Origin of the sequence: Paenibacillus sp. FSL R7-0189 (assembly GCF_037969925.1) — a bacterium.
Taxonomy (GTDB): Bacteria; Bacillota; Bacilli; order Paenibacillales; family Paenibacillaceae; genus Paenibacillus_AQ; species Paenibacillus_AQ odorifer.
This window is the reverse complement of the sequence record NZ_CP150223.1, coordinates 6560720-6573711: the sequence shown is the minus strand read 5'-3', so window position 1 is coordinate 6573711 and position 12992 is coordinate 6560720. Positions and strand designations below refer to the sequence as shown.

General features: G+C 44.3%; 10 protein-coding genes. 7 read left to right on the top strand and 3 right to left on the bottom strand.

Going from position 1 to position 12992, the window contains the following annotated elements; all coding sequences use genetic code 11:
- Positions 1-28: 28 nt before the first annotated feature.
- A complete protein-coding gene (locus tag MKY63_RS28990; RefSeq protein ID WP_036686141.1) occupies positions 29-724 on the top strand; it encodes a 5'-methylthioadenosine/adenosylhomocysteine nucleosidase in 696 nt (231 codons plus the stop codon).
- A 3-nt stretch (positions 725-727) separates the two neighbouring features.
- On the opposite strand, the gene MKY63_RS28985 is transcribed toward MKY63_RS28990, so the two are convergent.
- A complete protein-coding gene (locus MKY63_RS28985; protein WP_036686143.1) occupies positions 728-1360 on the bottom strand; it encodes a GNAT family N-acetyltransferase in 633 nt (210 codons plus the stop codon).
- Between the two features lie 159 nt (positions 1361-1519).
- Here MKY63_RS28985 and acsA point away from each other — a divergent pair, with 159 nt between their 5' ends.
- The gene (gene acsA / locus MKY63_RS28980; protein ID WP_036686145.1) at positions 1520-3244 is read left to right on the top strand and encodes an acetate--CoA ligase; all 1725 of its coding nucleotides are present in this window, start codon (positions 1520-1522) and stop codon (positions 3242-3244) included.
- Positions 3245-3327: 83 nt separating this feature from the next.
- On the opposite strand, the gene MKY63_RS28975 is transcribed toward acsA, so the two are convergent.
- Together MKY63_RS28975 and rpsD are read right to left on the bottom strand one after the other, a co-directional pair.
- Entirely contained in the window at positions 3328-6240 is a 2913-nt protein-coding gene (locus MKY63_RS28975; protein WP_076212707.1) for a transglycosylase domain-containing protein, read from the bottom strand.
- Positions 6241-6484: 244 nt separating this feature from the next.
- Entirely contained in the window at positions 6485-7084 is a 600-nt protein-coding gene (rpsD, locus tag MKY63_RS28970) for a 30S ribosomal protein S4 (RefSeq protein WP_036686147.1), read from the bottom strand.
- Positions 7085-7484: 400 nt separating this feature from the next.
- Between rpsD and MKY63_RS28965 the strand changes: the two genes are divergently transcribed.
- The 5 genes from MKY63_RS28965 to MKY63_RS28945 all read left to right on the top strand — a co-directional run bounded on the left by MKY63_RS28965 (position 7485) and on the right by MKY63_RS28945 (position 12915).
- A complete protein-coding gene (locus MKY63_RS28965; protein WP_076099563.1) occupies positions 7485-9488 on the top strand; it encodes a sensor domain-containing diguanylate cyclase in 2004 nt (667 codons plus the stop codon).
- 537 nt (positions 9489-10025) lie between these two features.
- The gene (locus MKY63_RS28960) at positions 10026-10853 is read left to right on the top strand and encodes a hypothetical protein (protein WP_076212705.1); all 828 of its coding nucleotides are present in this window, start codon (positions 10026-10028) and stop codon (positions 10851-10853) included.
- Between the two features lie 95 nt (positions 10854-10948).
- Positions 10949-12064 (top strand): aminopeptidase, encoded by a 1116-nt coding sequence (locus MKY63_RS28955; RefSeq protein WP_036686152.1) that lies wholly within the window; start codon positions 10949-10951, stop codon positions 12062-12064.
- 106 nt (positions 12065-12170) lie between these two features.
- The gene (locus MKY63_RS28950; protein WP_036686154.1) at positions 12171-12416 is read left to right on the top strand and encodes an HPr family phosphocarrier protein; all 246 of its coding nucleotides are present in this window, start codon (positions 12171-12173) and stop codon (positions 12414-12416) included.
- A gap of 202 nt (positions 12417-12618) precedes the next feature.
- Positions 12619-12915, top strand: a complete 297-nt coding sequence (locus MKY63_RS28945) for a YlaN family protein (RefSeq protein ID WP_036686156.1) — start codon at positions 12619-12621, stop codon at positions 12913-12915.
- The last annotated feature ends 77 nt before the right edge of the window (positions 12916-12992 follow it).

Sequence of the window (12992 nt, the reverse complement as noted above, 5' to 3'; positions counted from 1 at the left end):
AAACAAATCATCAAAGGAGGCATTTGCTGTGAGTGAAATCATCGGATTAATCGGAGCGATGGATGAAGAAATTAAGCTGCTTCTAGAAGGCATGGAGGACAAGCGGACAAAAGTTAAAGCAGGTATACAATATTACATAGGAAATATATTAGGCAAATCCGTAGTGCTCTGTAAATCTGGGGTGGGTAAAGTAAATGCAGCAGTTACGACTCAGCTTCTAATTGATAATTTTGGCGTATCCCGTGTGCTGTTTACGGGGGTTGCTGGTGCTGTACATCCTGAATTGAATATTGGAGATATTGTTATATCGTCTACATGTGTACAACATGACATGGATGCTACGGGGCTTGGGTTCGCAAGAGGCGAAATTCCTTATCAGGAGACTTCCGTCTTCCAGGCAGACCCTGCGTTAGTACAGCTTGCTGAGAAGGCATGCAATGAGTTAGGTCAAAAGTACTTGATAGGCAAAGTGTTATCTGGTGATCAATTCATTTCTAATGCGGAGATGGTAGCTGAATTAAGAGAGCAAATGGATGGAGCTTGTGTGGAAATGGAAGGGGCGGCGGTTGCCCAAGTCTGTCATATGAACGCCACGCCCTTTGTCATCATTCGCTCGATGTCAGATAAGTCTGATGGATCAGCTGAGGTGAATTTCAGAGAATTTACAGTACAATCTTCACAACGCTCGCATTCCATATTAGAATTTATGCTGCAGCATATTTAATGCTCAATACATGAAACGTTGTCTAAAACGTACTCTGTCAAAGGTCTCCTGAGAGGACATGGGCACCTCTTGTCCAATGCGAACCATTAGGCAGTTAGCGGGATGTGAGCAGATTTCCGGATCATCCGTAGCATACCAAACCATATTAACGGTCTTCATCAGGCGTTCCATCATTTGGCGATAGGCCCACACGTCCAGCCCACTGCCTTTTAAATCCCAGTGCCAATAATACTCTGTTGTAAAAACAATACAATTCTCTAATTGCTCCCGTTCAAAAGCAGTAGAAATCAGCAGCCGGCCTAGTCCGGCCCCTCTATAATCATTACTCACCTCTATCGCTCCAAGCTCAATAAGATCCTCCATCCCACCCTGTGACCATAACTCCATTTCATCTGGATAATGGAAGGTCACATAGCCCACTATGACATCATTCTCTACCGCAGTAATTACACGGCCTTCTGGCAAGCTGGCGATCTCTACGAGCGCCTCTTGCTGCTCTAATGGCCTGCGAAAAGCATCTAGATCCTGATGCATATGCAGGGCTTCAAGGTCCTCAGGAGATCGGGGTCCGCTCACAGTTATCGTTCTACCCATATAGGAGAGAGTATGGGAAATAGGGATTTTGCGATGCTCCATGACAGTGCTCCTTTCAGATCAAAAAAATGGTATGTAAACGCTTGCTATGGTATACTAATTCAGACATAAAAAATTCACATTCACTGCATTGACATCATTATTTAAAACATGAGTCTTACCCTTAAAGCTTAAATCAAACGAGTGAGGGAGGCAAGAGTGATGGGTCAAGTCCATAGCGAAATTTTGCCGGGTCGTGTGCAGAGCTCCAATATGTCTGATTATGCGGAGGCAGTAGCCAATTTTGAGTGGGAGGATGTTGAACGTAATTTCTCATGGTATGAAACCGGCAAGGTTAATATGGCCTATGAAGCCGTTGATCGCCATGTTGATGAAGGGCGGGGAGCGGCAACGGCCCTACTCTACAGTGACACTGTACGGGAAGAATCCTATACATTTACCGATCTGCAGGAACGGTCGAATCGGTTCGGAAATGTATTGCGTAAATATGGCATCGGTAAAGGAGATAGGGTATTTATTTTTATGCCTCGCCAACCGGAACTGTATTTCAGTCTGCTAGGTATTCTCAAAATCGGAGCCATAGCAGGACCCTTGTTCGAAGCCTTCATGGAAACAGCAGTTAAGGATCGTTTGGAGGATAGTGGAGCCGTTGCGCTGGTAACTACGCCTGAATTGCTGCATCGGGTCAAGCGAGAAGAGCTTCCGGAGCTTCGTCATATTTTTCTAGTAGGTGGAGCAACAGATATTGAGCAAGGAAACTTAGGATTCGCAGAAGAGATGGCTAACGTTTCAGCTGATCTTAATTTAGAATGGCTTGATTTGGACGATGGCCTTATTATGCATTATACATCTGGTTCTACAGGAAAGCCCAAAGGCGTTTATCATGTGCATAGAGCAATGATTCAACATTATTATACAGGCAGAGTAGTGCTAGATCTACGTCAAGACGATATATACTGGTGTACGGCAGATCCTGGCTGGGTGACAGGAACTTCATATGGGATATTTGCCCCTTGGTTAAACGGGGTAACGAATGTAGTCAGAGGCGGCCGCTTTAGTCCTCAGGATTGGTATAAGACAATCGAACGGAATAAGGTATCTGTATGGTACAGCGCACCTACAGCTTTTCGTATGTTGATGGGTGCAGGGGAGCACTCTTTACAGGGGATTGATTTAAGCAGTTTGCGCCATGTTCTATCGGTTGGTGAACCGTTAAATCCGGAAGTGGTGCGTTGGGGAGATAAATTTTACAATCAGCGTATACATGATACTTGGTGGATGACTGAAACAGGGGCACAATTGATTTGTAATTATCCGGCAATGGATATCAAACCAGGCTCAATGGGCCGTCCGTTACCGGGGATTGAAGCAGCGATTCTGGATGATCGGGGAAATGTTCTTCCACCGTTCTCTATGGGGAATCTTGCGATAAAAACTCCGTGGCCGTCCATGATGAAAACGATCTGGAACAATCAGACGAAGTATGAGGAATATTTCCGGATTCCTGGCTGGTACATTTCTGGCGATTCCGCTTATATGGATGACGAAGGATATTTCTGGTTTCAGGGACGAATTGATGATGTTATCAACTCTTCTGGTGAGCGTATTGGGCCATTTGAAGTGGAGAGCAAATTAGTGGAACATCCGGCAGTGGCAGAAGCGGGTGTAATCGGCAAACCGGATCTTGTGCGGGGTGAGATTATTAAGGCTTTTATCTCGCTTAGAGAAGGTTATACTCCAACTGCTGCTCTGAAAGAGGAGATCGCTGCTTTTGTCAAAGCAGGCCTGTCTGCACATGCTGCGCCGCGAGAAATCGAGTTTAAGGATAAACTACCGAAGACACGATCAGGTAAAATCATGCGGCGTGTACTGAAGGCATGGGAGCTGCATCTTCCGACAGGAGATCTATCCACGATTGAGGATTAGAATGAATTGTAAAAAAACACCGTTCCCGGATGAATCCATGGGAACGGTGTTTTGCTGTGTAAAGTTATTTATTAATCTTTGGGCTAACGTGTCCCTGCATTATTACCTGCTGTGGGATTATTACTGCCCCCAGTACTGTTACCTCCACCGGCTGGTGTTTCCGTCGGTAGCGGGAGAATGTTACCTGGATCCTCAATAATTTCTCCTGGTGTCGTCTCAGGCTCTGTAGGCGGCTCTGTGCCAGGTTGTTGATCAGGTGTAGGAGTTGCTTCTGGTGTTGGTGTAATCCCTCCAGCAACGCTGCCAGAAGCCGTCTCATTACCTGCAACATCCACGGCGGTTACATAGAAGGTTGCATTAGCACTTGCCGGTGTACCCGGCGTGAATACCTTGTTCTCATCTGCCATGAGTATAGATTGCTTTTGGAAAGAACCTCCATTTAATGAACGATATAAGCGGTATCCCACAACATCTGCCGAGCTGCTAGCGGAGAAGCTGATGACCGCTTTACCAGTGCTATAAGAGACGTTAACATTTCCAGGAGCAGCAGGGGAAGCCCCGTCGTCCACTCGTGGATCAACTTCTGTTGGGAAATCCGTCTTGGCATCGGCTGGCATATAATACTCCAGTGATTTATGATCCTTCATCTTAGGGAAGGCAGCCAGGAGTTCTTTGACGAGTTCCTGTATCGGCTTCTCACGTTTAACGACGATTTTTTCCTTTAGGAACTCCTCTGGAGTACCTTCCAACGGGATATAATTGACGCCTTTGTAAGTAATATACTTGGCTTTGGAAATCCCGTCGTCGCTCTCTTTTGGCACATATTTTGTATTAAATATATCCGTTGTGAATTTATCAGTCAGAGATGTTGGCAGTTTGCCGCTATATGCTGAAACTGTCTTTTTGATAATTCCTTCAGGCTGTGCAAATTTGTCTGTGACGAATAGTTCCGGCTGCTTATCAATGACAGCATTCAATACTTTTGCCCATAATGTTTGGGCTTGACGTTTTTGTGTATCTCCCGTAAGGGTGTTGATTTGCTCTTTGTAACCGACCCACATTCCCAATGTGACATCAGGAGTGTAGCCCATAAACCATACGTCCCCATAATTCTGGGTAGATCCAGTCTTACCGACAATCGGAATTTCTTTAGAGTGTTTGTATGCTCTTTTTACGGTGCTGGCTGTACCCTCTGTAATTACAGTTCGCAGCATATCTGTCATTAGGTAAGCTGTTTGCTTAGAGAATACTTGCTCAGGATTAACCTTGTGCTGATAGATAATTTTGCCCTCTGAATTGACGATTTTCTCAATCATGTAGGCATCATTAAAGGCTCCCTGGTTGCCGATAGCGGAATAGGCATTGGTTAACTCTTCTACGGATACACCGTATTTGAGACCGCCTATAACCCCAGTCTGCGCGCTGTAATCATCATCTGTGAGGGTGGTGATCCCCAGCTTTTTAGTAAAGGCCCAAGATTTCTCTATTCCGACCTTTTCATTAAACAGCTTAAGCGCAGGCAAGTTGAGCGATTTGTTAAGTGCGTAACGGGCAGTGACCAGACCTTGATAGCGGTTATTGGCATTCTTGGGAATATGGAATCCTTTTCCGCCGTCTTTTAGAATAATTGGCGCGTCATCCACAATCCCGGCAGGCTGAATCAGCCCTGCATCTAAGGCTGGTAAATAAGCTGAAATTGGCTTCATAGTCGATCCGGGCTGACGGATCATTTGGGTAGCATAATTCATCTGCTCAATATTGAAGTCGCGGCCCTCAATCATGCCGAGAATGGCTCCCGTTTTGTTATCAATTAACATGCCAGCCGTCTGTTCCATACCTTTGGTTTTGCTGTCTTTAGTAAAATTATTGCTGTCTTCTGAGACACTATGCATTGCATTGTAAACTTTTTTATCAATAGTTGTGTAGACTCGATAACCGCCGGTCATGAGCTGCTGTCTTGCTTCTTCAAGTAACACGGCATTGTCAGTAGTGCTATTGGCATCCGTTGTGCCATTTTTCTCTTCATTCAATGATAGAAGGATCTCGGATGCTTTACGCTCAGTCTCCATCATCAGGTATGGATATGTAGCATAGGCTTTTTTGGTATGTGGCGCCAGAGAACTCTTGATATCAAATTTAAGGGCTTCATCATATTGAGAGGTAGTGATCTTATTCTCCTCAAGCATACGACGAAGTACAAGATGTTGACGGTCCATAGCTCTGTTGAAAGCTTTTTCGTTGAATTCACCTATGCCATTAAATGCAGAATAAGCAGAAGGGAGCTGCGGAAGACCAGCCAAATAAGCTGCTTGAGCGACATTCAATTTGTCCAGATCGTCTAGACCGAATATCCCCTTGGCTGCTGCTTTAATCCCGAAAACATTGTAGCCATTCGAACCATTGCCGAAAGGAACCTTATTCAGATAAGCCGTTAATATTTCTTGCTTGGTCAAGAAGCGTTCCAATCTAAGAGAAAGTAGAATTTCTTTTACTTTACGATCTTCTGTCCGATCCAGATTCAGGAATACACGTCTTGCGAGCTGCTGGGTGAGTGTACTGCCTCCGGTCTGAACGGATTCATTGAGAAGCTTTTGTTTGACGGCACGCAAGGTGCCTTTGAAATCCACGCCATTATGCTCATTAAAATTATTGTCCTCTATTGCGAGAACTGCATCGATAATAAGCTGGGGGATATCGTTGAATTCAATGAGCCTTCGGTCTTCTTCTGTCCGAAGCTGGCCGATCGGTGCGCCGTCTCGGAAATAAGCGAATCCGGTGATCGCATTTTGACTGACCTGCTGCTGAATCATTTCTTCGGAGCGAACAGGTTCATCCTTCACAATGGAAGCGACATAGCCTGCTACAGCACCACCGGCAAATAGAACGCCTATTATTCCAAGAATAAACATCCACTTAACTACAGAACCGAACCTGCTTAGGGCGGATCTGCGGGGTGAAGGCTTCTTAGCGTTTTTTTTCTTGTTCTCTTGAGCCATCGACGATAATTCCTCCTTTTAACGGAATTATTATAGCATAAATTGGCGTTTTTGAATGCGCTTCTACCTGATTCTCATGGTCTTAAGATTCGACTTTTGTGCAAAAATTATAAATAAAGTAATTTAGGGTATGATTTGCGAAAGTGTAATAGGCAACAAACGGCTTGGAATTTAGAATATAGACATAACAAAAAGCCCCCGGATTAATCCGGAGGCTTCGGTCATACCCGCTAAAAGCGAGATATTAACGGTTGTAGAACTCGACGATTTGTTTCTCATCGATATCCTGGGAAAGCTCGGAACGTTCTGGCAAACGGATATATTTACCTTCGAAAGATCCTTCAGCATATTCCAGGTAAGCTGGAAGGTGGTTACGGTTAGCAAGAGCTTCTTTGATGGAAGCCATGCCTTGGCTCTTCTCGCGAAGACCGATAACGTCGCCCAAGCTTACACGGTAAGAAGCGATGTCGACTTTTTTGCCGTTTACAGTTACGTGTCCGTGGGATACCAACTGACGTGCTCCAGCACGGGAGTTAGCAAATCCAAGACGGTAAACTAGGTTGTCCAAGCGGCTTTCAAGCAAGAACATGAAGTTTTCGCCCGCAAGACCTGGAAGTTTTTGTGCTTTAGCGAAGAGAGTACGGAATTGTTTCTCTCCCAAGCCGTACATGTGACGCAGTTTTTGTTTTTCCAAAAGCTGCATTCCGTAGTTACTTACTTTTCTGCGTTGGTTAGCGCCGTGTTGTCCTGGTGGGAAAGGGCGTTTCAGGTCTTTGCCTGTACCGCTAAGGGAAATGCCCAGACGGCGGCTGAGTTTGAATTTAGGTCCGGTGTAACGTGCCATGTTATAGTAGACTCCTTTATATTTGAAATTTCAGGTTAGGGCTCTATTTGCGCCGCATTTCGTATCCGTGATTAGCATTATTGGCTTCCACACTACCAGGGAAGTTCAGCCGCTGCCCTGGCAGTAACGAAATGCGTGAGGGTGACACAACGTTACGCCCAAGTAAGACTTGTTACAGTCTTGTTCAACAATAAATATTATATGAAAGTAGTATATAAAGTCAAGCGCATATTAAAAGAGTTTTTGTCATTCTTTGTCGTTAGTTCTTAGGTCCTAAAAAAAATCCCGGAAATAAGGAAAATATAATGCAATACACAAAGAAAGGGAGTAAAATATAGTTAATTAGATGTTAATTGGGAAGGTTTTTTTTCTTAATTGAGAAGCAAAGGGGATCTTCGTTATGTCAGAACAGAAAGCATACGCTTATAAAGACAGTCGTATGCTGATACAGGACAAATTGCACGCTAGTAGAGATTCCGAAGATCCCACCGCCTGGCTTAGGGAAACGGAAATAGTGTCCCATGACTTCCCATATTTGGCCAATCTGATTGCAGACAGCTTCGAGGAATGGATCGATGGGCTAGAGGCACTACCGTTCGCTAAATCATGGGATTGGTGTGTACTGAATTTTGAAGGCAGATATTTTGCTAATATTGCCGATCAGCAAGAACGATGGAGGCACCAATGGGAGCAGGCGGCGGCAGCTAGTTTACTTTCCGGCACAACCTCATCTGTTCAACTGACGGTGCAAGGTCAGGATATGAGCTTTTTTACTATACCGCTCATCACTCGCGTTGACAAAGAAATTTTTGCTTTCCTGGGCTGTGCTATGCCGACACAACAATATTTAATGGGTGGACGAGATACTGCTGAGGCTATATCGTTGCAGTACCGGACCATTTTCTATCATAAGTTTGAACATATTTTTGTAACTGATCTTGCGAGTGTTCATCTACATGCTGAACGTGAGAGCAATCGCCGCTCCTTGTTATTTCAGATCGTTCAGCGGATGCATGACAATATTGATGTGAACGCCGTGCTTACGGAGGTTATAGATAGCATTTCTGCAATGTACCCTGGTGCCAGGCTTGAGCTGTTTATGTCGCAAGATCACCGCAGCACTCATCCGCAGGTCAAACCTTTACCGTTTCAGATGTCCAGTGATGATGTCTGCGCTAGAGCATTTAAAGACGGCCGTGTTGCTCTGAACACCAATACTGAAGATCAACACATTGTAGAAATTGGTCTTCCGCTAGGCGGGAAGCAAGGGGTTTATGGCGTATTCCACATGGTGATGGATAACTCGATCTTTATGGATGTAGATTTACGGTTTCTCTCGATGGTGGCGGATACCGCAGGTACTGCTTTTGAGAATGCCAAGCTGTATGAACGGTCCAATCAGCTCATTCGTGAGCTGCGTATGAGTAATGAACTTACACAACGGCTGAATCAGAGCTTGCGTTTAGGGGATATTTTTCAATTTGCGTTTGAAGAGCTGTTAGAGATGTTTGGCGCAGACTACTGCTGTATTTTACATATGAACGAAGAAAAGGGCGGGCTAGAGGTTATTGCTTGCAATCATTCCTCCTTGCAAAATGAAATTTTAGAAGTAGGACAAGGTTTAGGCGGGAAGGTCTATACTACTGGGGAATCATTAATCATGTCTAACTACATAGATAATCCTAACACTACTTCTCGTTTAATGAATGCTACCGGGTCGCAGTCGCTGATTGCCACACCTTTAAGTGTAGGTGGTGAAGTGCGTGGTGCCATCATGTTGGCGCATCGCGATGCCCATTATTTCTCTTATGACAATTACAGATTGCTTCAGGCGATGGCGGGGCATATTGGACTTGCTGTAGGGAACGCAAGGCTGCATGCCGAAGTTAGACGTCTAGCGAACAGAGATAGCCTAACTGGACTTTATGCTCGTCATTATCTGGACGAAGAAATAAAGGAACGGCAGTCTACAGATTTTTGCGGTTGCTTAATCGTTGTGGATATCGATCAGTTCAAGATGGTGAATGATACCTATGGTCATCAAAAGGGTGACAAGATTTTAAAAGAGGTCAGTGAAATTGTGAAGTCCTCCATCCGACAAGGTGATATTGCTGCGAGGTGGGGCGGAGAAGAACTGTCGGTCTATTTACCATTAATGGGAGTAGAACAGGCAGTAAATGTGGCTGAGCGTATTCGCAAGCGGGTGATGAACGAAACCGAACCTAATGTAACAGTGTCCTGCGGTATAGCAGAATGGAGCTGGATGGACGAACGTGTAAGCGTGGAATCCCTGTTCTATCGAGCGGATATGGCACTGTATAAAGCTAAGAACAATGGGCGTAACCAGGTGATCGTTGACACTAAAGAGAATGGCAGTGGTGTGAAGGGATTGCCTCATAAGTAAAAAAAAGATAGCAGAGCAGCGGTTCTCCCCTTATTGGAGAGTCGCTGCTTTTTGTTTTGGCAGATGGCTGGCTGCTTCGACTGTGTATCTATCATCCTGCTGCGATGCATCGGACTCAGATGACGTTATTTGCGTGATTTTAGCTTTTTAAGCATGGTTTCGGACTCCGGAGACGCTATTGTTTGGAAAAGGACTCATATTGTGCGTTTTTGAGGTCAATAGCTGCAATGGAGTCCGTTGGCATACGAAATAAAGCAAAATACTGTAATTAAGGTCAGCTGTGTCCGAAAGCGACAACGGTGCGGCGACTGGCAGCGGTAACTTCGTGAGTCTGAAGGTGGTATGTACTGACATTCGAAAGCAAGCGACGAACGCGCATAAGTTAGAGCAATGTATGGAAAACGATAGCAGCAACGTATTTGCATCTGTATAAGGCGCGCAGGAAGGGAGAACCCTATAGTGGGCTGTAAAGTAAAATACTCCAAGAAAGGCCTGATGACCGTGAGAAAGTCATTGTTACTAAAGGGGTTAGTTCTTATGATTTTTACCTTGTCCTGCGTGTTCAACAGCGGTTGCAGCGTTATTAGAGACAAACCAGCCAAGAAAGATCTAAGTTTGGTGTTAGCGGGTATAACGGGCAGCGATGGGGTTACTTTTAAAGGGTCAACCATGCTTACAAAAGGTGGAAAGACCGTTCCGGAATCCATGATATTTTACGAAGGCACAGTACAGGACCATAAGAAGGTCAATCTGTATACACTGCTTCCTGATAAATCCTCATCCACAAAAAAAGCAGCTAATAGCGCTAAAGATTTAAAAAGCGGCATCACTTCTATGAAAGCTTTCCATAGTCAGCTAGAGAAAAAAGAGGGGGAATGGGTAGCGTTGACCACTGAAGGTTCATCTGAGGACGGAAATCCGCTTGCTTTGCTTAATCCGTTAAAACAGCTGGAGGAGCTGCAATCCATGGAGGCTAATGTGACTGAAGATGCGGGTGCAGGCAGAGGGACAAATGTGCTGCGGATCGAGCTGACGCCTGCTGAGGCCAGAAAGCAACTGACTGCTGAATTAGAAAAAGAGATGCAAGACCTTCGACCTGAAACACCTGATTCGGCTGGGAAAATAACAAAGAACGATCAGGCGGTTACGCAAGCTTTAGTGGAACTGTGGGAGAAGAAAAATAATGAATTACAGCAAAAGCTGAAACAAGCTAATGTTGAGACTGTCTACCATTTAACCGTTGATACAAAACATAATCTGCCGAGAAAGCTCACCTTAAATCGTAAGGTTACCTACTTGGAAGCGGGGAATAATTCTGATAATGAAACTTATGTATCACAGGTGAATTTTTCAGGCTTTCGTTGATTTTCACATTATCCTACAGGTCTTGCGCTCCATACAGGGCGTGCTACAATAGAAAAGCTTGCTTATTTTTTAGACAGAGGAAGGAAGAATACACAATGAAAGATCCCAGAATTCAAAAGCTGGCGGCTAACCTAGTCGGTTATTCCGTAAATGTCCAGCCAGGCGAGAACGTGCTCGTCGAAATGATTGGCAATGAAAGAGATTTAATTAAAGCAGTTGTAGAGGAAATCGGCAAGGCCGGCGGTCATGCTTTTGTACAATTAACAGATCGTACAGTCCTGCGCAGCATGCTTAAATACGCAACTCGTGAGAGTCTTCAGACATGGGCTGAAATTGACTTGAACCGGATGAAGCAAATGGATTGTTATATCGGGATTCGTGCAGGTGAGAATGTGAATGACCTGTCTGATGTTCCTGAAGAAAATATGAAATTGTATAACTCGTTGTACTCTCATCCAGTGCATAGCGAACAACGTGTGAAGCATACGAAGTGGGTAGTACTGCGTTATCCGAATGCGAGCATGGCTCAGCTTGCGAATATTAGCACTGAAGCGTTTGAGGACTTTTATTTCGAAGTGTGTAATTTGGATTACGCCAAGATGGACAAGGCTCAGGATGCTTTAGCTGATCTCATGCGCAGAACGGATAAGGTACATATTTTGAGTGCTGGGACAGATCTTAAGTTCTCGATTAAAGGAATCGGTGCAGAGAAATGCTCCGGGCAAAAAAATATTCCGGATGGCGAGGTTTACAGCGCCCCAGTTCGCGATTCTGTAAATGGAACGATCAGCTATAATGCACCGTCAGTATATAATGGAGTGACCTTTGAAAATATCAAATTCAAATTCGAGAACGGAAAAATTGTTGAAGCCACCAGCAATGACTCCGCCCGTTTGAACGAGATTTTGAATTCAGATGACGGCGCACGTCATATTGGCGAATTCGCTATCGGGTTTAACCCTTACATTCTTCACCCGATGAATGATATTCTTTTTGACGAAAAAATCGCAGGCAGCCTGCACTTTACGCCAGGACAAGCATATGATGTTACAGATAACGGTAACCGCTCCTCCATTCACTGGGATCTTGTGTTGATCCAACGTCCAGATTATGGCGGCGGAGAAATTTATTTTGACGATGTATTGATCCGTAAGGATGGAATTTTTGTGTTGCCGGAACTCGAAGGTCTGAATCCTGAAAACTTGAAATAAAATGTAATAACAAGAAAACTCCTTGCACAAGTAAGCGGATTCAATGTATCATAAGAAATGATAACAAAAGACTAAAGTTTTATAATCAAGTTGCGGAGGGATTTCTATGTCCAGTAACAATGCGGCAATTGTCGATATTGCCCAAACGGCAGGCCAGTTCAACTCTTCAATCGTTCTTCAAGCGGACAACAAGTACATTGATGTTAAAAGTATCCTTGGTTTGTTCACTACTTTGGTATCCAGCCAAAGCTATGAGCTTCATGTTCATGGGGCAGATGCTGAAGAAGCTAAGAAGGCAATGACTGAAGTGTTTGCAAAACACGGTTTGAAATTCACAGTTGTTGCTGAGTAATAGTCGTGCTAAAAACGTCCTACCGGTTTTCGGTGGGGCGTTTTTTCTAGAAGTAGATATGAAACTTGATAGGATAACGCAGCAGGTTCTTTTAAATATATGGTTAGTATAAACTGAATTGTTGTATTGATACCGGATTTCGTCTAATATTAAGTAAAATAGTAAAAGCAGCTTAACTTTTGGACATGGGGGGGATAGAGGCATGACTTCATCGGAATTACAGGAACAGTATAATCTTAAAGCAATCAATCTTCTACAAGAAGATGCCGATAAAATTCAGCAACTTATAGAAGTGCAGATGGAGAATCTGGCAACACGCTACTGCCCTCTCTATGAGGAAGTGCTGGATACCCAGATGTACGGTTTCTCCAGAGAAGTGGATTTTGCGGTTAGAGCAGGTTTGGTCCCAGAAATTACTGGTAAAATGGTACTAAGTAAGTTGGAGCGTAACTTAGCAGTACTCTACGAGGCTTTGAACAACAAAGCGAAAGAAGAATAAATATCGGTTTCTTAAGTATTTATAGAAGCGCACATGAGGACGAATCGCTCATGTGCGCTTTTTGTTGTGTACAATGG

What these genes read in the sequence shown, in the direction of transcription:
- MKY63_RS28985 (WP_036686143.1), bottom strand. Translation starts at nt 1,360, where the DNA reads ATGGAGCATCGCAAAATCCCTATTTCCCATACTCTCTCCTATATGGGT.
- acsA (WP_036686145.1), top strand. Translation starts at nt 1,520, where the DNA reads ATGGGTCAAGTCCATAGCGAAATTTTGCCGGGTCGTGTGCAGAGCTCC.
- MKY63_RS28975 (WP_076212707.1), bottom strand. Translation starts at nt 6,240, where the DNA reads ATGGCTCAAGAGAACAAGAAAAAAAACGCTAAGAAGCCTTCACCCCGC.
- rpsD (WP_036686147.1), bottom strand. Translation starts at nt 7,084, where the DNA reads ATGGCACGTTACACCGGACCTAAATTCAAACTCAGCCGCCGTCTGGGC.
- MKY63_RS28965 (WP_076099563.1), top strand. Translation starts at nt 7,485, where the DNA reads ATGTCAGAACAGAAAGCATACGCTTATAAAGACAGTCGTATGCTGATA.
- MKY63_RS28960 (WP_076212705.1), top strand. Translation starts at nt 10,026, where the DNA reads ATGATTTTTACCTTGTCCTGCGTGTTCAACAGCGGTTGCAGCGTTATT.
- MKY63_RS28955 (WP_036686152.1), top strand. Translation starts at nt 10,949, where the DNA reads ATGAAAGATCCCAGAATTCAAAAGCTGGCGGCTAACCTAGTCGGTTAT.
- MKY63_RS28950 (WP_036686154.1), top strand. Translation starts at nt 12,171, where the DNA reads ATGTCCAGTAACAATGCGGCAATTGTCGATATTGCCCAAACGGCAGGC.
- MKY63_RS28945 (WP_036686156.1), top strand. Translation starts at nt 12,619, where the DNA reads ATGACTTCATCGGAATTACAGGAACAGTATAATCTTAAAGCAATCAAT.